This window comes from Streptomyces sp. NPDC053432 (assembly GCF_055585365.1).
Genome location: NZ_JBVJKF010000004.1, coordinates 261,910 through 280,027, shown reverse-complemented (window position 1 = coordinate 280,027; position 18,118 = coordinate 261,910). Strand labels below are relative to the sequence as shown.

At 69.1% G+C, this 18,118-nt stretch carries 17 protein-coding genes; 7 read left to right on the top strand and 10 right to left on the bottom strand.

Translation table 11 applies throughout. The features are described from left to right. Positions 1-12: 12 nt before the first annotated feature. Together cydB and ACZ6Y1_RS09595 are read right to left on the bottom strand one after the other, a co-directional pair. Positions 13-1,014 (bottom strand): cytochrome d ubiquinol oxidase subunit II, encoded by a 1,002-nt coding sequence (gene cydB, locus ACZ6Y1_RS09600; RefSeq protein ID WP_469625403.1) that lies wholly within the window; start codon positions 1,012-1,014, stop codon positions 13-15. Between the two features lie 18 nt (positions 1,015-1,032). Continuing rightward, entirely contained in the window at positions 1,033-2,538 is a 1,506-nt protein-coding gene (locus ACZ6Y1_RS09595) for a cytochrome ubiquinol oxidase subunit I (protein WP_469625401.1), read from the bottom strand. 189 nt (positions 2,539-2,727) lie between these two features. Here ACZ6Y1_RS09595 and ACZ6Y1_RS09590 point away from each other — a divergent pair, with 189 nt between their 5' ends. Beyond that, on the top strand, positions 2,728-3,096 hold the full coding sequence (locus ACZ6Y1_RS09590; RefSeq protein WP_365164281.1) for a cyclophilin-like fold protein: 369 nt from the start codon (positions 2,728-2,730) through the stop codon (positions 3,094-3,096). 13 nt (positions 3,097-3,109) lie between these two features. On the opposite strand, the gene hisC is transcribed toward ACZ6Y1_RS09590, so the two are convergent. After that, entirely contained in the window at positions 3,110-4,189 is a 1,080-nt protein-coding gene (gene hisC, locus ACZ6Y1_RS09585; RefSeq protein WP_469625397.1) for a histidinol-phosphate transaminase, read from the bottom strand. Between the two features lie 361 nt (positions 4,190-4,550). Between hisC and ACZ6Y1_RS09580 the strand changes: the two genes are divergently transcribed. From ACZ6Y1_RS09580 to ACZ6Y1_RS09570, 3 genes are all read left to right on the top strand, one after another. Then, on the top strand, positions 4,551-5,666 hold the full coding sequence (locus ACZ6Y1_RS09580; RefSeq protein WP_215013179.1) for a LacI family DNA-binding transcriptional regulator: 1,116 nt from the start codon (positions 4,551-4,553) through the stop codon (positions 5,664-5,666). Positions 5,667-5,863: 197 nt separating this feature from the next. After that, positions 5,864-7,114 carry a metallophosphoesterase gene (locus tag ACZ6Y1_RS09575; protein WP_469625394.1) on the top strand — a complete coding sequence of 417 codons (1,251 nt, stop codon included), beginning with the start codon at positions 5,864-5,866 and terminating at the stop codon, positions 7,112-7,114. Between the two features lie 146 nt (positions 7,115-7,260). Then, complete coding sequence (locus ACZ6Y1_RS09570; RefSeq protein WP_469625393.1) at positions 7,261-8,076, top strand: hypothetical protein; 816 nt, start codon at positions 7,261-7,263, stop codon at positions 8,074-8,076. Positions 8,077-8,119: 43 nt separating this feature from the next. Here the strand turns inward: ACZ6Y1_RS09570 and ACZ6Y1_RS09565 are convergent, their stop codons facing one another. Both ACZ6Y1_RS09565 and ACZ6Y1_RS09560 read right to left on the bottom strand, forming a co-directional pair. Then, positions 8,120-8,929: a hypothetical protein gene (locus ACZ6Y1_RS09565; RefSeq protein ID WP_469625392.1), complete on the bottom strand. Its 810-nt coding sequence runs from the start codon at positions 8,927-8,929 to the stop codon at positions 8,120-8,122. A 300-nt stretch (positions 8,930-9,229) separates the two neighbouring features. Then, a complete protein-coding gene (locus ACZ6Y1_RS09560; RefSeq protein ID WP_469625391.1) occupies positions 9,230-10,210 on the bottom strand; it encodes a hypothetical protein in 981 nt (326 codons plus the stop codon). Between the two features lie 335 nt (positions 10,211-10,545). On the opposite strand from ACZ6Y1_RS09560, the gene ACZ6Y1_RS09555 reads away from it, so the two are divergent. Beyond that, a complete protein-coding gene (locus ACZ6Y1_RS09555) occupies positions 10,546-11,658 on the top strand; it encodes a glycosyltransferase (protein WP_469625387.1) in 1,113 nt (370 codons plus the stop codon). Between the two features lie 84 nt (positions 11,659-11,742). On the opposite strand, the gene thiC is transcribed toward ACZ6Y1_RS09555, so the two are convergent. Then, complete coding sequence (gene thiC, locus ACZ6Y1_RS09550; RefSeq protein WP_469625385.1) at positions 11,743-13,533, bottom strand: phosphomethylpyrimidine synthase ThiC; 1,791 nt, start codon at positions 13,531-13,533, stop codon at positions 11,743-11,745. Between the two features lie 213 nt (positions 13,534-13,746). Between thiC and ACZ6Y1_RS09545 the strand changes: the two genes are divergently transcribed. Then, positions 13,747-15,195: a YibE/F family protein gene (locus ACZ6Y1_RS09545; protein WP_469625383.1), complete on the top strand. Its 1,449-nt coding sequence runs from the start codon at positions 13,747-13,749 to the stop codon at positions 15,193-15,195. A 154-nt stretch (positions 15,196-15,349) separates the two neighbouring features. On the opposite strand, the gene ACZ6Y1_RS09540 is transcribed toward ACZ6Y1_RS09545, so the two are convergent. The 4 genes from ACZ6Y1_RS09540 to ACZ6Y1_RS09525 all read right to left on the bottom strand — a co-directional run bounded on the left by ACZ6Y1_RS09540 (position 15,350) and on the right by ACZ6Y1_RS09525 (position 17,637). Beyond that, positions 15,350-15,799: an SsgA family sporulation/cell division regulator gene (locus ACZ6Y1_RS09540; protein WP_469625381.1), complete on the bottom strand. Its 450-nt coding sequence runs from the start codon at positions 15,797-15,799 to the stop codon at positions 15,350-15,352. Between the two features lie 97 nt (positions 15,800-15,896). Beyond that, positions 15,897-16,634, bottom strand: a complete 738-nt coding sequence (locus ACZ6Y1_RS09535; protein WP_469625742.1) for an IclR family transcriptional regulator — start codon at positions 16,632-16,634, stop codon at positions 15,897-15,899. Between the two features lie 291 nt (positions 16,635-16,925). Then, positions 16,926-17,153, bottom strand: a complete 228-nt coding sequence (locus ACZ6Y1_RS09530; RefSeq protein ID WP_469625379.1) for a DUF5326 family protein — start codon at positions 17,151-17,153, stop codon at positions 16,926-16,928. A gap of 166 nt (positions 17,154-17,319) precedes the next feature. After that, positions 17,320-17,637 carry a cupin domain-containing protein gene (locus ACZ6Y1_RS09525; RefSeq protein WP_069921097.1) on the bottom strand — a complete coding sequence of 106 codons (318 nt, stop codon included), beginning with the start codon at positions 17,635-17,637 and terminating at the stop codon, positions 17,320-17,322. An 89-nt stretch (positions 17,638-17,726) separates the two neighbouring features. Here ACZ6Y1_RS09525 and ACZ6Y1_RS09520 point away from each other — a divergent pair, with 89 nt between their 5' ends. Continuing rightward, the gene (locus tag ACZ6Y1_RS09520; RefSeq protein WP_469625376.1) at positions 17,727-18,107 is read left to right on the top strand and encodes a phage holin family protein; all 381 of its coding nucleotides are present in this window, start codon (positions 17,727-17,729) and stop codon (positions 18,105-18,107) included. Positions 18,108-18,118 lie beyond the last annotated feature (11 nt).

The following is an 18,118-nucleotide window of genomic DNA, read 5'->3' as shown; positions in this document are numbered from 1 at the left end:
ATGGGCCGGGCGTCAGTGCGCGTCGGCGATGTGCTGCGTACCGATGCGCTTGCGGAACACCCAGTACGTCCAGCCCTGGTAGAGCAGGACCAGCGGGGTGGCCACGGCCGCGCACCAGGTCATGATCTTCAGCGTGTACGCGCTCGACGAGGCGTTGGTGACCGTGAGGTTCCACGCGTCGTCCAGCGAGGACGGCATGACGTTCGGGAAGAGCGTCAGGAAGAGCATCGCGACGGCTGCCGCGATGGTGACCCCCGACAGTGCGAACGACCAGCCCTCGCGGCCCGCCTGGTTGAAGCCCAGGGCCCCGAGCAGCGCGATCACCGCGACGGCCATGGCGACCAGGCTCTTGGCATCACCGCGGGTGAACTGGGTCCAGGTCAGGAAGACCAGGGCCAGCACCGCGGTCGCGACACCGAGCCGGGTCGCGAGCCTGCGCGAGCGCTCCCGGATGTCACCGACCGTCTTGAGCGAGGCGAAGACCGCGCCGTGGAAGGTGAACAGGGTGAGGGTGACCAGGCCGCCGAGGAGCGCGTAGCCGTTGAGCAGGTCGAGGAGGGTCCCGACGTACTCCTTGTGCTGGTCGATCTTCACGCCGCGCACGATGTTGGCGAAGGCGACGCCCCACAGGAACGCGGGGATCATCGAGGTCCAGAAGATCGCGTGTTCCCAGTTGGTCTGCCAGCGCTCCTCGTCGCGCTTGTGCCGGTACTCGAAGGCGACACCGCGGACGATGAGGCAGCCGAGGATGATCAGCAGCGGCAGGTAGAACCCGGAGAAGAGGGTGGCGTACCAGTCGGGGAAGGCGGCGAAGGTCGCGCCGCCCGCGGTGAGCAGCCAGACCTCGTTGCCGTCCCAGACGGGCCCGATCGTGTTGATCAGGACCCGCTTCTCGGTGCGGTCGCGGGCGAGCAGCTTGGTCAGTACGCCGATCCCGAAGTCGAAGCCCTCCAGGAAGAAGTAGCCGGTCCACAGGACGGCGATGAGTACGAACCAGACGTCGTGGAGTTGCATGGTGTGGTCTCCCCAGCCTCAGTACGAGAAGGCCATCGGCCGGTCGGCGTTCTTGTCGTCCCCGCCGATCCTGGTGGGCGGGTTCAGGTCGGCCTCGGTGAGCTCGGGCGGGCCGGCCTTGACGTACTTGACGAGGAGCTTGACCTCGATGACGGCGAGCACGGCGTAGAGCAGCGTGAAACCGATCATGGAGGTGAGGACCTCGCCCTGCGAGACGTTCGGCGAGACCGCGTCCCGGGTGCGCAGGACCCCGTAGACCACCCACGGCTGGCGGCCCATCTCGGTGAAGATCCAGCCCCAGGAGTTGGCGATGAGCGGGAAGCCCATCGTCCAGAGCGCGACGATCCAGTACAGCTGTCCCCACTTCGGGCTGAGCGCCTTCTTGAAGAGGACCAGGTTGGGTACCTCGTCCTCCGAGGTGCGCAGCCCCGGCGGCAGCATGAACTTCTTGCGGGTCAGCCACAGGCCCAGCACGCCGACGCCGAGCGAGGCCATGCCGAAGCCGATCATCCAGCGGAAGCCCCAGTAGGCGACCGGGATGTTGGGCCGGTAGTCGCCGGGCCCGAACTTCTCCTGCTCGGACTTGTTGACGTCGTTGATGCCGGGGACGAAGGAGGTGAAGTCGTCGTTGGCGAGGAAGGACAGCAGACCGGGGATCTCGATGGCCACCTTGTTGTGGCCCTTCTCGACGTCGCCGTAGGCGAAGACGGAGAAGGGGGCCGGCGCCTCACCGTCCCAGAGCGCCTCGGCGGCGGCCATCTTCATGGGCTGCTGCTTGAACATGACCTTGCCGAGCAGGTCACCGCTGATCGCGGTGCCCATTCCGGCGATGATCAGGGTGACCAGGCCGACCCGCAGCGAGGTCCGCATCACGGGGATGTGCTTCTTGCGCGCGAGGTGGAAGGCCGAGATGCCGACCATGAACGCACCGCCGACCAGGAAGGCGGCCGTGATGGTGTGGAAGAACTGGGTGAGGGCGGTGTTCTGGGTGAGCACGAGCCAGAAGTCGGTGAGCTCGGCCCGGCCCCGCTCCCCGTTGATGCGGTACCCGACGGGGTGCTGCATCCAGGAGTTCGCCGCCAGGATGAAGTAGGCGGACAGAACGGTGCCCATGGACACCATCCAGATGCAGGCCAGGTGGATCTTCTTGGGCAGCTTGTCCCAGCCGAAGATCCACAGGCCGATGAAGGTCGATTCGAAGAAGAAGGCGATCAGCGCCTCGAAGGCCAGCGGCGCTCCGAAGATGTCACCCACGAATCGCGAGTAGTCGGACCAGTTCATGCCGAACTGGAACTCCTGGACGATGCCGGTGACGACACCCATCGCGATATTGATCAAGAAAAGCTTTCCCCAGAACTTCGTGGCCCTGAGGTACTTCTCCTTCTCCGTGCGCACCCAGGCGGTCTGCAGGCCGGCCGTGAGGGCGGCGAGCGAGATCGTCAGCGGCACGAAGAGGAAGTGATAGACGGTGGTTATGCCGAACTGCCAGCGCGCCAATGTCTCTGGCGCCAAAGCTAGGTCCACGTCGTCTTCTCCTTGTCGTCGCCGTGGTCACAGCCGCAGTCTGCCTGGCGGGTTCCTCCCATACCGGGAGAAGCAAGACACGCTTGTGAACGCGTTCACATTCACAAGCATTATTGCGCATCGCCTTTCGGTCCTCCACAGCGGGGGCCCCTCTAGCCAATCCATTCAACAAATTGTTGAATGTGGCTCATGAAGATTCGCATCTCCTGGCCCGCGGGCCTGCTCACCGCAACCCTCGACGAGACCCCGACCAGCAAGGCCCTGGCCGCGGCCCTCCCGATCTCCGCCTCCGCGAACACCTGGGGCGAGGAGGTCTACTTCGACACCGGCGTCTCCGTGGCCCTGGAAGACGACGCCCAGCAGGTCGTCGAGCCCGGCACCGTCGCGTTCTGGACCGAGGGCGACGCGCTCGCGCTGCCCTACGGCCCCACGCCCATCTCGCGCGGAGGCGAGAGCCGCCTGGCGAGCCCGTGCAACGTACTCGGCTCGTTCGACGGCGACCCCCGCCTGCTGGCCACCGTCCGCGACGGCGACCCCATCCGCGTGGAACTGGCCTGACGGCCCGCAGCCCCTACATCTCCTTGAAGAACGCCTCGGCCGTGTGCAGGAAGAGGTCGTTCGCCTCGGGCTCGCCGATCGTGACCCGCAGGCCCTCGCCCGCGAAGGGCCGGACCACCACACCGGCCTTCTCGCAGGCCGCCGCGAAGTCGGCGGTCCGCTCCCCCAGCCGCATCCACACGAAGTTCGCCTGGGTGTCCGGCACCGTCCAGCCCTGCGCCAGCAGCGTCTCGTGGACCCTCGTCCGCTCGCACACCAGCGCCCCGACACGGCCCATCAGCTCGTCCTCGGCGCGCAGCGAGGCCACCGCCGCGTCCTGCGCGAGCTGGCTGACACCGAAGGGCACCGCGGTCTTGCGCAGCGCAGCGGCCACCGGCTCGTGGGCGATCGCGAAGCCGACGCGCAGGCCGGCCAGACCGTACGCCTTGGAGAAGGTGCGCAGCACGGCCACGTTCGGCCGGTCGCGGTAGATCTCGACACCGTCCGGCACGTCCGTGTCGCGGACGAACTCCTTGTACGCCTCGTCCAGCACCACCAGGACGTCCGAGGGCACCCGGTCCAGGAACCGCTCCAGCTCGGCGCGGCGCACCGCGGTGCCGGTCGGGTTGTTCGGGTTGCAGACGAAGATCAGCCGGGTCCGCTCCGTGATCGCCTCGGCCATCGCGTCCAGGTCGTGCACGTCGCCGTCGGTCAGCGGGACCTGGACGGAGGTCGCGCCCGAGATCTGCGTGATGATCGGGTACGCCTCGAAGGACCGCCAGGCGTAGATGACCTCGTCGCCCGGACCGGCGGTCGACTGGATCAGGGACTGGGCCACGCCCACCGAGCCGGTGCCGGTGGCCACGTGCTCGACCGGCACGCCGAACCGCTCCGCGATCTCGTTCACCAGGCCGGTGCACGCCATGTCGGGGTAGCGGTTGAAGCTGCCGGCCGCCGCGACCGCGCTCTCCAGCACCCCGTGCAGCGGGGGGTACGGGTTCTCGTTCGAGGACAGCTTGTACGCGACGGCACCGCCCGCGGCGGCCGGCTTGCCGGGCTTGTATGTCGGAATGCCGTCCAGCTCGGCGCGCAGCTTCGGGCTCTTCTCGCTCACCGCAGGTCCTCCTCGACCATCCCGTACGACGTCGCCGTCGACTCAATACTCCTCACCTTATGAGGATTCCGCTCTTCCGAGAATGGGGGCGCCTGGAATGCGGGGGAGCGCGCGCATATATGCGCGCGCCGGTGGCCCGCGCCGTGGCGCGCATCCCTCGTGCAGGTGAGTTGAGACCGGCCCGGGGCCGCACCGGTTTGGCATGCCCGGACCCGCCGACAAGCGCCACCTTCGCCACGCGCACCCAAATACCTTCAATTCCAAGGTCATTGGGGGTGGCGAAGCATGCAGAAACGTGCCTGTCAACGGGTGCATATGCACCCAGGCCGCCCCCGCCCCGGAGCCCTACTATCGGCTCGCCATGACAGCAGCAGGGAAGCATCAGGTGAGCCGGACCGAGACCACCCGGCGGGCCGCCGGCCGACAGGGCCGGGCAGGCATCAGGGACGTGGCCGCCGCGGCGGGCGTCTCCATCACGACAGTCTCCGACGCGCTCAATGGCAAGGGACGTCTCCCCGACGCCACCCGCCGCCACGTGCGCGAAGTCGCCGACCGTCTCGGCTACCGCCCGTCGGCCGCCGCCCGCACCCTCCGTACCGGAAAGTCCGGCCTCATCGGCCTGACCGTGACGACGTACGGGGATGAACCTTTCACCTTCACCGAATTCGCCTACTTCGCCGAGATGGCGAGGGCCGCCACCTCGGCCGCGCTCGCCCGCGGCTACGCCCTCGTCATCCTCCCCGCCACCTCCCGGCACGACGTGTGGTCCAACGTCGCCCTCGACGGCACCGTCGTCATCGACCCCTCCGACCACGATCCCGTGGTCACCGAACTGGTCCGCCAGGGCCTGCCCGTGGTCTCCGACGGCCGCCCCGCGGGCTCCCTCCCCGTCACCGCCTGGGTCGACAACGACCACGAGGCCGCCGTACTGGGCCTGCTCGACCACCTCGCCGCCGCCGGCGCCCGCCGGATCGGGCTGCTGACCGGCACGACCACCGACACCTACACGCGGCTCTCCACCACCGCCTACCTCAGCTGGTGCGAGCGCGTCGGCCAGGATCCCGTCTACGAGTCCTACCCCGCCCACGACCCCTGCGCGGGCGCCGTCGCCGCCGACCGGCTGCTCGCCCGCCCCGACCGGCCCGACGCCGTCTACGGACTCTTCGACCCCAACGGCACCGACCTGCTCGCCGCCGCCCGGCGCTACGGCCTGCGCGTCCCCGAGGACCTGTTGCTCGTGTGCTGCAGCGAGTCCACCGTCTACGCCAACACCGAACCGCCGATCACGACCCTCTCCCTCAAACCCCGGCGCATCGGCACCGCGGTGGTGCAGCTCCTGATCGACGCCATCGAGGGCGTGGACACCGGGCGGCCGGTGGAACAGGTCGTCCCGACCGAGCTCATCATCCGTACCTCGTCGCAGCGCAGGCAGCCCCGCACGACCGTCAGCCCGCCCCGATCCCCGGCACAGGACTGACCGCCGGAGAGATCGACAACGCCCATATCGGGCCAAAGCATCAGGAACGACTGGTTCCGCACAGGATTCACCACCCCTGGTGCGTCACACAGCGCGAGCCGCATTCCTATGATGGGCGCACGACATCACGGACCCTCCTCCCCGGAGGTCAGGAGGGTCCGCAGGTGTACGGCAGCGCGACGGTGGTGGAGGGGTCGATGACTCAGGGGGCCGGTCAGGGACCCGCGATGCGGACGGAGACGCTGCGGGACTTCCGGGTGCCGGTCGACGAACCGGGCACCGAGCCCGCCCCGTACGCCGTGCCCACGGGGATCCCCGGCGAGGCCCCCGTGTACGGCGGTTACCCCGCCTACTACGCCGAGGGCGCCGCCGAGCCGCACGCCGAACACCTCACGGAACACTTCACCGAGCCGGCCCCGGTCCCCGCCCCGGCCCCCGCCTCCGCTCCGGCCCCCCTCTCGGGACCCGTCATCATGCACAAGACCCCCGAGGAGCCCGCGGACGCGGACCCCGAGGGCTACACCCCGACCTTCCGCGACCTGCCGGTCATCGGCCGCGGCGCACTCGGCGGCCCCGGCGACACCGTCCAGGTCCAGTACGTCCCCCAGGACGACCCCACCGGCCCCGGGCCCCTCTACGTCGTCGGCGACGTCCACGGCTACCTCGACGAACTCGTCACCGAACTCCAGGCCCAGGGCCTGATCGACGCGAACGGCAGCTGGTCCGCAGGAAACGCCCGGCTCTGGTTCCTCGGCGACTTCACCGACCGCGGCCCCGACGGCATCGGCGTCATCGACCTCGTCATGCGGCTCTCCGCCGAGGCCGCCGCCTCCGGCGGCTACTGCAAGGCCCTCATGGGCAACCACGAACTGCTGCTCATCGGCGCCAAGCGGTTCGGCGACACCCCCATCCAGTCCGGCGCCGGCACCGCGACCTTCCAGGCCGCCTGGCTCCTCAACGGCGGCCAGCGCACCGACATGGAGCGCCTCCAGGACGTGCACCTGCAGTGGATGTCCCGCCTGGACGCGGCGGTACTGGTGGAGGACCACCTCCTGCTGCACTCCGACACCACCGCCTACCTCGACTACGGCGACAACATCGAGGACGTCAACGACACCATCCACGAGCTCCTCAACCGCGGTGACGCCGACATCACCTGGGACCTCTTCCGCAAGTTCACCAAGCGGTTCGCCTTCCGCGACGAGGAGACCGGCCCCCAGGCCGTCCGAGAGCTGCTCGGCACCTACGGCGGCAGCCGCGTCGTCCACGGACACAGCCCCATCCCCTACCTCCTCGGCGAGGTGGGCACCGAGGACGGCGACGAGAACCGCGGCCCGGAGGCCGTTCACGGCCCGCACGTGTACGCGGACGGCCTCGCCATCGCCATGGACGGCGGGGTCACGATGGCGGGCAAACTGCTCGTGCGGCAACTCCCGCTGAACGACTGAGGGTTCCCCGCACGGGGTATTTCCGGAAAGCCCCTGTCAACCTGCGGCGTGGGCGCTCTACCATCGCTCTATCCGTAGCAGGCTCTCCTCCGTTTGTGCCGGCGCCCGGGTCTACGCGGGTATCGGCCTCCACGGAGCATCGGGGGATGCACATGACCAGCGCTCCGCACCTGCTGACCGAAGACCGACCGGAGTTCGATCGGCTCCTCGACGAGGCGCTGCGCACCGCGCACGACCGGCCCGAGCTCGCCACGCTCGGCGAACGTCTGAACGCCGAACAGCTGCGCACCATGGCCCTCGGGGCCCGCGCACTGCTCATCGCGGCCGCCGCCGCCGAGTACGACCACTACGTGAAGATCCGCGAGGAGTCGCGGGACGAGATGCTGTCCGCCCCCGCCACCACGGGGGAGGAGGGCGCCGAGCAGGACACCGGCGGCGGTGCGGGCGTCAGCGCCGTGGTCGCGGTCCTCGCACCCGTCCTGGCGGGCACCGCCATGCTGATCTTCCTGCTCGTGGGCTACAGCCTGAAGATGATCGAGCCCGAACCCGCCTTCGCCGAGACGATGCTGACGGCCGGCTGGCTCTTCGGCGCCCTCACGGCGGCCGCACTGCTCTTCGCCGTGATCGGGCTGCTGGTGACGGCAGTCCGCAACAGCTCGACGGAAGTGGCGGCGGACGAGGCGCAGGCGGTACCCGACGAGGTCGCGCGGGCCCGGGAGGCCTGGCGCAACGCACTGCTGGAGCGCGGGATCATGCCGTTCCTGCGGGACGCCCTGGCGGACCCGAGTGCGGGCCCGGGGTTCCCCGGGCCCCGCAGGCGGGGTGGCCGGATGCCCGAGCTGGGTTACACGGCGCCCGATTTCACAAGTCCGGGGACCCCCAACGAGGGTCCCCGGCCCGGTTACACGTCACCGGACTTCACGAGCCCGGACTTCGGCGGCCCGGAGCACGCGCCGGAGTAGGTCCCTCCGGCCGCCCCAGGGGCCGCCCCGGCGGTGCGTGCCGCTACTTCATGCCCTTCGGGCCGTGGTTGACCGCGTCGGGGGCCATCGCCTTGCGTGCGGCACGGCGGCCGGGGTCACCCTCCTCGGGCTGCGGGTTCGCCAGGGACCAGTGCCCGTCACACGTGAGCGTCGTCGGGTTCGGCCCGTTGCCCGGGACGACACGGCAGAAGGTTTCGTAGACGAGACCGCTCTCGGTCACCACCTCCACCAGGAGGGTGTTGGCCTGGTGGGACACGGAGACGCCGCAGGCGTCCTCGGGGTAACTGCCGTCCTCGTTCAGGGAGAGGTCGTACCAGGTCCAGGGTCCGATGGTGTTGGCCGTCAGGTCGCGGACGCCGACGTAGGTGTTCCCGTCTCCCGGGATGACCGTCTTGAACTCGCGGCTCGCCTGGTCACGGACGGAGTCGATGGAGCGGCAGAGGGCCGTCCCGGAGGGACCCGTCGGACCGGTCGGACCGGTGGCACCCGTCGGACCCGTGGGCCCGGTCGGACCGGTCGGACCGGTCGGACCGGTGGGGCCGGTCGGACCGCGCTTGCCCTCGTTGCACTTGTCGTCGCCGCCCTGGGGCCCGCCCCGCAGGTCCGTACTCTTCGGCTTGTGGTTCGGCTTGTGGTCGGGGCAGTAGTCCCCGCCCGCCGGGGTCGCCGCACGGGCACTCCCGGACGTCTGGACGGACTGGCCGACGGCTGCCGCCGGGCCTGCGATTCCCATCAAGACCAGGGCAAGCGATGCGAGGGTTCCGCCGGTCACCAGGCTGCCGCGCTTCGGCAGGGGGCCGAGGGCTGACCTGGTCTTGTTCTCGGGACTCATATACGCCGCTCCTTCTCGAAACCGGATCGAACGATGTGTGGTGGGGCCGCTCTGGCCACCCAGTCATCGTGGGGATCGCCGTCTCGGACGCCGGGACGCCTCGCATATAAGTCCACTTATTGGACGAATGACGCGCCCCTGATGGTCTTACTCGGTGGCGTCTTCGAGCCGCTCCTCGACGACACCGGCGCGGCTTCGCTCCCGCTCGGCTTCACGCGTTCGGATACGCCGGCGGCCCGGAGTACCGGCCGGACTGGATCGTCCGACGGTGCTCCGGGCCGCCGTGGTGCCGCGTGTCCGCTACTTCATGGTCTTCGGACGGTGGTTGAACGTGTCGGGGGCCAGCGAGCTGTGGGCGGCACGACGCGTCGGGGGAGCCGGCTGCGGGTCCACCAGAACCCAGTTGCCGCTGCACGAAAGGGTGGTCGGGTTGCCGTTGACCACGTCGCACGTGGTCTCGTAAAGGTCGCCGCCCTCGGTCAGCACCTCGACCACGATGCCGTTGGCCTGCTGCGCGATGGACACGCTGCAGGCGTCCGCCGGGTGGCTGGCGGTGGTGAGGTCGTACCAGATCCACGAGAACGGCGACTGGCCCGTCGTCTGGCGCACACCGACCCAGGTCGTCCCGTCAGGCTTGTGCACCGCCTTGAACTCGCGGCTGCTCTGGTCCGTGATGGCGTCGACGTCCTGGCACACAGCCTGTCCGGTCGCACCCGTGGCGCCCGTCGGACCGGTCGGACCGGTCGGACCCGTCGGACCGGTCGGACCGACGGAGCCCGTACCGCCCGGACCCGTCGGACCGGTCGGACCCGTCGGACCGGTCGGACCGACGGAGCCCGTACCGCCCGGACCCGTCGCACCGGTGGCGCCCGTCGCACCGGTCGGACCCGTCGGACCCGTCGGACCCGTGGTACCCGTACCGCCACCGGCCGGCCCCGTGGGACCGGTCGCGCCCGTGTCGCCCTTCGGGCCGGTCGGACCGGTCGGGCCCGTCGGGCCCGTCGGACCCGTGGCGCCGGACGGGCACTCGTCGTGGCCGCCCTTGCCGTCCTCCCCGCCCCAGGCCTCGTCGTCGCCGCCACCCAGGTACTTGTCCAGCAGCTGGGCGTGCAGCGGCTTGTCGTGCGGGGGCCGGCCCTCGTCCGACTTGCAGTCGTCGCCTCCGCCGGCTGCCGGAGCGGCGGCGGTCACCGCGGTGGCCGGCGGCTGGGCCAGCGCGACGACGGGGCTCGCCATACTCACGAGCACGAGGGAGAGCGAGGCCAGGGCACCTCCCGTCATCCAGGCCCGACTGCGGGGGACGGGGCCAAGCGGCGACCTGGTCCGGTGCTCACGACTCATGTGCAGCGCTCCTTCGGAACGGATGACGGGTCGGAACGGGTGACGCCCCGACCGCGAGCTCGATCTTCCCTGGGAAGCTACGGGCGTGAACCGGGGCATCTTGAGCATTTCGGGCTCGTCGTCAACAGATCGGCCTACCAGACCCCCACGAATGGATGCGAAATGGACCATCTCGTGATAATGAGATCGGTTCACGCCACCGGCGTGCCGCCACCCCCTCGGCGGCCGGACTCCCTAACGTCGCCCGCGTCCCGGCCGACGAGAGGGTGTTTGCGGTGAAGCCGACCATCTGTCTGAACATGATCGTCAAGAACGAGGCGCCGACCATCCGGAAGTGCCTGGAGTCGGTGCGCCCGCTGATCGACACCTGGGTGATCGTGGACACGGGCTCCACGGACGGCACCCAGGACATCATCCGGGACTGCTTCCGCGACCTGCCCGGCGCCCTCCACGAACGCCCGTGGAAGGGTTTCGACGGAAGCCGCACAGAGGCGATCGAGCTCGCCCGCTCCAGCGCCGACTACCTGCTGTTCATCGACGGCGACGACGAGATGCAGATCGAGCCCGGGTTCCGCATGCCGGACCTGACGCTCGACGCGTACCAGGTCGCGCTGCACGACGGCCCGATCATCCACTGGCGTCCGGCTCTGGTCTCCAACCGGCTGCCCTGGCGGTACGTGGGCGTACTCCACGAGTACATCGAATGCGGCACCGACTACAGCCGCGACGTGATCGAGGGCTTCAACATCCTCTCCGTCGGCGGCGGAGCGCGTCTGCGGGAAGGCGGCCAGCGGGCGAAGTACCTGCGCGACGCCGAAGTCCTCACCGAAGGCCTCGCGAAGGAACCCGAGAACACCCGCTACGCCTTCTACCTGGCCCAGAGCTGGCGCGACGCCGGGGAGCCGGAGAAGTCCCTGGCCGCCTACGACCACCGGGTGACCATGGGCGGCTGGGCCGAGGAGACCTACTGCGCCCGGCTCTACGCCGCGCGGCTCGCGGCCGGCCTCGAGCGGCCGGCGGCCGAGGTGATCGACCGTTTCCTGCGCGCGTACGAGAGCCGTCCCTCCCGCGCCGAGGCCATCGGCGAGCTGGCCCGTCTCTGCCGTCTCGAAAGCCGCTGGCCGCTCGCCTACACGTTCGCCCGGCAGGCGGTGCGCATCCCGGCGCCGGACGACATCCTGTTCGTCGAATTCGCCTGGCACGAATGGCGCGCGCTCGACGAACTCGCGGTGGCCGCCTACTGGGTGGGCGAGTACCAGGAATCACTGGAGTGCTGCCGGTGCCTCCTGGAGGAGGGCAGGCTTCCCCTGGAGGAGCACGACCGGATCCTCGCGAACCTCGAATTCGCCCGGCGCAAGCTCGGCCTGGCCACCCAGGTCCCCGCCTGACGGCCGCACCCCTCCCGAACAGCGGAAAAGGCCCGCGACTCCCCCCTCGGTGTCGCGGGCCGTTCCGTGTCGCCGCAGCGGAGGTCAGTCCGCCAGCGGCAGGTACACGCGGTTGCCCGAGGCCGCGAACTCGGCGGACTTCTCCGCCATGCCCGCCTCGATCTCCTCGGCCTTCAGGTCCCCGCCGTGCTCACGGCGGATGTCCTGCGAGATCTTCATCGAGCAGAACTTCGGACCGCACATGGAGCAGAAGTGCGCGGTCTTGGCCGGCTCGGCCGGGAGGGTCTCGTCGTGGAACTCGCGGGCCGTGTCCGGGTCGAGGGCCAGGTTGAACTGGTCCTCCCAGCGGAACTCGAACCGCGCGTCCGACAGCGCGTCGTCCCAGTCCTGGGCGCCCGGGTGGCCCTTGGCCAGGTCGGCGGCGTGCGCGGCGATCTTGTAGGTGATGACGCCGGTCTTCACGTCGTCGCGGTTGGGCAGGCCCAGGTGCTCCTTGGGCGTCACGTAGCAGAGCATCGCGGTGCCCCACCAGGCGATCATCGCGGCGCCGATGCCCGAGGTGATGTGGTCGTACGCGGGCGCGACGTCCGTGGTCAGCGGGCCGAGCGTGTAGAACGGCGCCTCCTCGCAGATCTCCTGCTGGAGGTCGATGTTCTCCTTGATCTTGTGCATCGGGACGTGGCCCGGGCCCTCGATCATGGTCTGGACGTTGTGGCGCTTGGCGATCGTGTTCAGCTCGCCGAGCGTCTTCAGCTCCGCGAACTGCGCGGCGTCGTTGGCGTCCGCGATCGAACCCGGGCGCAGGCCGTCACCGAGCGAGTAGGTGACGTCGTACGCCGCGAGGATCTCGCAGAGCTCCTCGAAGTTCGTGTAGAGGAAGTTCTCCTTGTGGTGCGCCAGGCACCAGGCCGCCATGATCGACCCGCCGCGCGAGACGATGCCGGTCTTGCGGCGGGCGGTCAGCGGGACGTACGGGAGCAGCACGCCGGCGTGGACCGTCATGTAGTCGACGCCCTGCTCGGCCTGCTCGATGACCGTGTCCTTGTAGATCTCCCAGGTCAGGTCCTCGGCACGGCCGTCGACCTTCTCCAGCGCCTGGTAGAGCGGCACGGTGCCGATCGGCACGGGGGAGTTGCGCAGGACCCACTCACGGGTGGTGTGGATGTTTCGGCCCGTGGAGAGGTCCATGACCGTGTCCGCGCCCCAGCGGGTCGCCCAGGTCATCTTCTCCACCTCCTCCTCGATGGAGGAGGTGACGGCGGAGTTGCCGATGTTGGCGTTGACCTTCACCAGGAACTTCTTGCCGATGATCATCGGCTCGATCTCAGGGTGGTTCACGTTCGCCGGAAGCACCGCCCGACCTGCGGCGATCTCCTCGCGGACGACCTCGGGGGAGACGTTCTCGCGGATCGCGACGTACTCCATCTCCGGGGTGATCTCGCCCCGGCGGGCGTACGCGAGCTGCGTGACGGCGGCGCCGCCACGGCCCCGGCGGGGCTGGCGGGGACGGCCGGGGAAAACCGCGTCGAGGTTCTTGAGCCCGCCGCGCGGCGAGGTGTGCTTGATGCCGTCGTCCTCGGGGCGCACGGGACGGCCCGCGTACTCCTCGGTGTCGCCGCGCCCGATGATCCAGTTCTCGCGCAGCGGGGGCAGACCCCGGCGGACGTCGGTCTCGATCTGGGGGTCGGTGTACGGACCGGACGTGTCGTAGAGCGTCACGTCCTTGCCGTTGGTGAGGTGGACCTGGCGGACCGGCACCCGGATGTCCGGGCGGGAGCCCGCCAGGTATCCCTTGTGCCAGCCGGGCTGGCGCTCGGTCTGGCCGTCGTCGTCCTGGCTGACGGCAGGCGTGCGTGCGTCGTCCTGAATGGTCATGAGACCTGATCTCCCTACGCCGGCATTACCCGGTAACAGGTTCGGCGGTCGGCGCAGCCTCCTCCCGTACACATCTGTGATGTGCGTACGGTGATCAGCGCCCTCTCAGCCCGGTGCTCCGAGCTCCCGCGTTGTGCAAAGTAGCCCCCACGCTAGCGTCATCCATGGCGTGCTGAACAGTGGGCCCCCTTCATCTCTTGCGATGATCTGCCGGTGACGTCTTCGCAGCATCCCCCCACGATGCCCACCGAGCCCCATGGCCCCAACGGCCACGGCCACGCCAGTCATGGCGATGGTCATGGTGATGGGCACGGTGACGGGCACGGTCATGGTCATGGCGGACACGGCCACGGTCACGGGCATGGCCACGGTCACGGGCATGGCCACGGTCCGGCCGCTCCCGGTTCGAAGCACCTGCGCAGGGTCATCGCGGCCGTACTGATCCCCTTCGCCGCGGCCGTGTTCATCGGCATGGCGGTGCTCTGGCCGGGCGGCGCGCCCGCCCACGAGCGCACGGGGGTCGGTTTCGACCGGCAGACCCAGCAGGCCACGGTCGTCTCGCTGGAGCGTGTCGACTGCAAATCCGTGAACGCCTCGCAGGTACCACCGACGGGCGACACGTCCACCCCCGAGGGGCGCGAGGCACAGGCCGCGCAGACGGGGGAGTGCAAGAAGGCCACCGTCGAGGTCGGTACGGGCCCGGAGAAGGGGCGGACCTTCGTGGAGGTCGTCCAGCCGGGTGCGCCGCGGCAGTTGGAGAAGGGCCAGGAGGTGGTCGTGGCCTATGCCCCGGACGCCCCGCACGACCTCCAGTACTCGGTGGTCGACGTGAACCGGAAGTTCCCGATGGCGCTGCTGGCGGGCATCTTCGCCCTCGCGGTCGTGCTCGTCGGGCGGATGCGCGGGGTGTTCGCCCTGATCGCACTGGCCATCAGCTTCGGCGTGCTGACGCTCTTCATCCTCCCGGCCATCCTCCAGGGATCGAATCCGCTGCTCGTCGCGGTCATCGGCGCGAGCGCCATCATGCTGATCGCCCTGTACATGTGCCACGGACTGACGGCCCGCACCTCGGTCGCCGTCCTCGGCACGCTGGTCTCGCTCCTGCTGATCGGTCTGCTGGGCTCGGTGTTCATCGACTGGGCCTTCCTCAGCGGTAACACCGATGACAACACAGGGCTGATCCACGGGCTCTACCCGCAGATCGACCTGAGCGGTTTGCTGCTCGCGGGCGTGATCATCGGATCCCTGGGCGTGCTCGACGACGTGACGGTCACTCAGACCTCCGCCGTCTGGGAGCTCCACCAGGCCGATCCGACGATGGGCCCGCGCGGGCTCTACCGGGCGGCGATCCGGATCGGCCGCGACCACATCGCGTCGGTGGTCAACACGCTCGTACTGGCCTACGCGGGTGCCGCCCTGCCGCTGCTCCTGCTGTTCTCGATCGCGAACAGCAGCATGGGGTCCGTGGCCAACAGCGAACTGGTCGCGGAGGAGATCGTACGGACCCTCGTGGGATCGATCGGGCTCGTGGCCTCGGTCCCGGTGACCACGGCGCTGGCAGCGCTGGTCGTTTCGGCCGACCGGCCGGGGCCGACGGCCGCCTCGCCGGCCTCGGGGCCGGTCCGTGGCGGCCGGGGCCGGGGCCGACGGCGCAAGCGCTGAATCACGGTGGCGCCTCGTGAATTGCCCTGGTTTTCAGGGGCCCGTGTTTCAGGTGTTTCAGGTGTTGCGGGTGTAGCCCGTATTACCCGTAATGCCCGCACTGCCCGCACTGCCCGCACTGCCCGTACTGCTCGCTCGTAGTGCCGCCCCGGCGTCAGCCCGCGTTCTGCTCGTTCTGCCGGGACTCAGCGAGGATCTTCAAGAGCGCCTCGTCGAGGTTCTCGTCGAAATCACCCAGGTTCCGTTCCTGGCCGAGGGGAACGAGCCGGTCGGTCCGGTCGAGGAACGCGACGAGCGGAGCCGCGCCTGCGCGGAAGAGCGCCCGGTCGCCGCCCACCTGGAGCCGGATGTGGACGTCGGACAGCTCCTCGGGATCGGTGGGGGCGATGTGCACATCGCCGTCACCGCACGGCTTGTTGATGCCGTCGAGGAGGAGTTCCCGGCCGAACGCCCAGGTCACGGGCGCGTCTCCGGGAAGATGGAAGGTCAGGCGCACTGCGTAGGGGTCACGGGCGTCGTACCGGAGCTCCACCGGGATCCGGAACGAGAGTTCCTCGGAAACGAGGAAGCTCATCATGACCTCTGCCTGTACGGACTCGCGCATTGCCTACCCCGCTGTAGTGGAAGTGGCCAGGAATGGTCCCCCAAGGCCCTCTTGACAAGGGTGGTGGAAGCGCTAGCAGATCACAAGGAGTGAGTTTTCAGATACTGATAGAGAAGGAGAGGGTGCTCAACAGCGCGCCTACTTCACTCCGTAGTCGATTGACTACGGAAAGCAATCGGTCTTGCTGGTGCAGGGGGAGAGAAATCGCCATGGTTGCAGCGGTATCGCCCGCGGTGATGGGGATCGCGGCGCAGACCGTGCCGAGGGCATATTCCTGGCGTTCGGTTACTGGCTGCATTCGCCCGAGGGTGCCGATGCGGTTCTCCAGGGAGCGCAGGTCCCTCACGGTATAAGCGGTGATGGCCTCGACCGGGTGCCGGTCGTAGTGGTCCTGGCGGGCCTCTTCGTCGAGCTGACCGAGCAGGCACTGCCCGATGGCGTGCGCATGGCCGGTCGCCCGGAAGTCGGCCCACTCCTCGCAGGCCGGGTTCGCCGGGGTGTCCGAGACGCCCACGACCTCGATCTCGCCCTCGCGGTAGACCGCGAAGTAGACGGGGGCCCCGACCGCGTCGCGGAAGTGCGCGAGGGAGTCGAGGATCATGCTGCGACGTTTCTGCTGAAGTCCGCCGCCGGCGAGCCGCCAGGCGGCGTCGCCTAGTACGAACACTCCGTTCTCTCTGCGCAGATAGCCCTCGTGGGTCAGGGTGCGCAGCAAGTGGTACGCGGTGGGGAGCGGGAGCCCGGCTTCGCGCGCCAGCTGTTTCGCCGGGGCTCCCTCGCTATGGGACCCCACTGCTTCGAGCAGCCTCAACGCCCTCTGCACCGAACCGATCAGAGTCGGCACACCGGCATTGTGAACCGAAGACAAAGCTCACCCCCAGGCATGGCGGCGGGCCTTCGGGGAGGCCCACCCTGCGGGGGCCGCCCCCGCCACATGCCGTGGGCCCTGGGGGTCGTACTCAGCGGCTGCTTGACATCACCGCAGGTCAGAGCGGAAGTGCCGACGTTCGATGCCCAGGGAGCGGCATAGATTGCCACTGTATCCGCCGATTCCAGGCCTGTGAGCGGTTAAGGGGCGCATGTTCCCTCACCTGGCGCAATCGCGAAACCGCCCGGTCCGCGGCTTCTACCAGTCGGTGGAGGAGGACTTCGCGCCGCCGCGCCCGAGCTTCTTCACGACGAAGACCAGACCGCCGACGAGGGCCACGAAGAGCAGCACCTTGAAGACGAACCCGACCAGGAAGCTGAGGAAGCTGGTGATCACACCGCCGAAGACGAACAGCACCAGCAGCGGAACAGCGACCCACTTGACCCACCAGGGCATACCCGCGAACGTCTCCCGGATCCCGTTCATGTCTCCTCGACCTCTTCCTCGTTCTCGTCCTCATCCGTGACTTCCTGCTCTCGATGCTAGGAGTCGTCGGACGGCTCCGGGGGCCCGCGAGCCCCCGGAGTCCCCTGATCCACCCCCTAGGGGCCGGACGCCGGATCAGCCCCGCGACCCTGATGCGACGAGCCGCTCAGCCCTCCGGCGGGGAGAACACCACCATCACCCTCAGGTCCTCGCTGATGTGGTGGAACTTGTGCGGGACACCCGCCGGAACATAGACCACGCTGCCGCGCGCCACCGTCGTCGTCTCCTCCCCGACCGTGATGGAGGCCCGGCCGCTCACCACGAAGTACACCTCGTCCTGGCGGTGCGGCTGCTGTGGGTCGCTCTGCCCCGCATCGAGTGCGTACAGCCCGACCGACATGTTCCGCTCGCGCAGGAACTGCAGATAGGCGCCGTCGTTGGCGGCCCGCTCCGCCTCGAGCTCGTCCAGCCGGAACGCTTTCATCGTCCTTGTGCCCCTTGTGCTCGGTCGTCCCCGGGTCTCCGCTGATCTGCGGATGTTCCCCCGGGATCTTCTCTGCCACGATCAGACACATGACAAATTTCGTAGTCAAGACGATCGCCAACGCGGCCGCCCTGGCCGTCGCCATCTGGCTGCTCGACGGCATCGCCCTCGACGACGGGAGCAGCCTGGGCCGCCGGACGCTGACGCTGATCCTGGTCGCTCTGGTCTTCGGCCTGGTCAACGTCGTCGTCAAGCCGGTGGTGAAGCTGCTCTCCCTGCCGCTGTTCGTCATCACCCTGGGCCTGTTCACCCTCGTCGTGAACGCCCTGATGCTGATGCTGACTTCGTGGCTGGCCAAGCAGCTCGACCTCAGCTTCCACGTCGACGGCTTCTGGACCGCGCTCGTCGGCGGCCTGATCATCTCCATCGTCAGCTGGGCCGTGAACATGGTCCTGCCCGACAAGAACTGAACAGGCCTCCC

What these genes read in the sequence shown, in the direction of transcription:
- ACZ6Y1_RS09540 (WP_469625381.1), bottom strand. Translation starts at nt 15,799, where the DNA reads ATGCGCGAGTCCGTACAGGCAGAGGTCATGATGAGCTTCCTCGTTTCC.
- ACZ6Y1_RS09520 (WP_469625376.1), top strand. Translation starts at nt 17,727, where the DNA reads ATGACAAATTTCGTAGTCAAGACGATCGCCAACGCGGCCGCCCTGGCC.
- ACZ6Y1_RS09570 (WP_469625393.1), top strand. Translation starts at nt 7,261, where the DNA reads ATGCACATGACCAGCGCTCCGCACCTGCTGACCGAAGACCGACCGGAG.
- ACZ6Y1_RS09580 (WP_215013179.1), top strand. Translation starts at nt 4,551, where the DNA reads ATGACAGCAGCAGGGAAGCATCAGGTGAGCCGGACCGAGACCACCCGG.
- ACZ6Y1_RS09530 (WP_469625379.1), bottom strand. Translation starts at nt 17,153, where the DNA reads ATGAACGGGATCCGGGAGACGTTCGCGGGTATGCCCTGGTGGGTCAAG.
- cydB (WP_469625403.1), bottom strand. Translation starts at nt 1,014, where the DNA reads ATGCAACTCCACGACGTCTGGTTCGTACTCATCGCCGTCCTGTGGACC.
- ACZ6Y1_RS09525 (WP_069921097.1), bottom strand. Translation starts at nt 17,637, where the DNA reads ATGAAAGCGTTCCGGCTGGACGAGCTCGAGGCGGAGCGGGCCGCCAAC.
- thiC (WP_469625385.1), bottom strand. Translation starts at nt 13,533, where the DNA reads ATGACCATTCAGGACGACGCACGCACGCCTGCCGTCAGCCAGGACGAC.
- ACZ6Y1_RS09575 (WP_469625394.1), top strand. Translation starts at nt 5,864, where the DNA reads ATGACTCAGGGGGCCGGTCAGGGACCCGCGATGCGGACGGAGACGCTG.
- ACZ6Y1_RS09565 (WP_469625392.1), bottom strand. Translation starts at nt 8,929, where the DNA reads ATGAGTCCCGAGAACAAGACCAGGTCAGCCCTCGGCCCCCTGCCGAAG.
- ACZ6Y1_RS09560 (WP_469625391.1), bottom strand. Translation starts at nt 10,210, where the DNA reads ATGACGGGAGGTGCCCTGGCCTCGCTCTCCCTCGTGCTCGTGAGTATG.
- ACZ6Y1_RS09590 (WP_365164281.1), top strand. Translation starts at nt 2,728, where the DNA reads ATGAAGATTCGCATCTCCTGGCCCGCGGGCCTGCTCACCGCAACCCTC.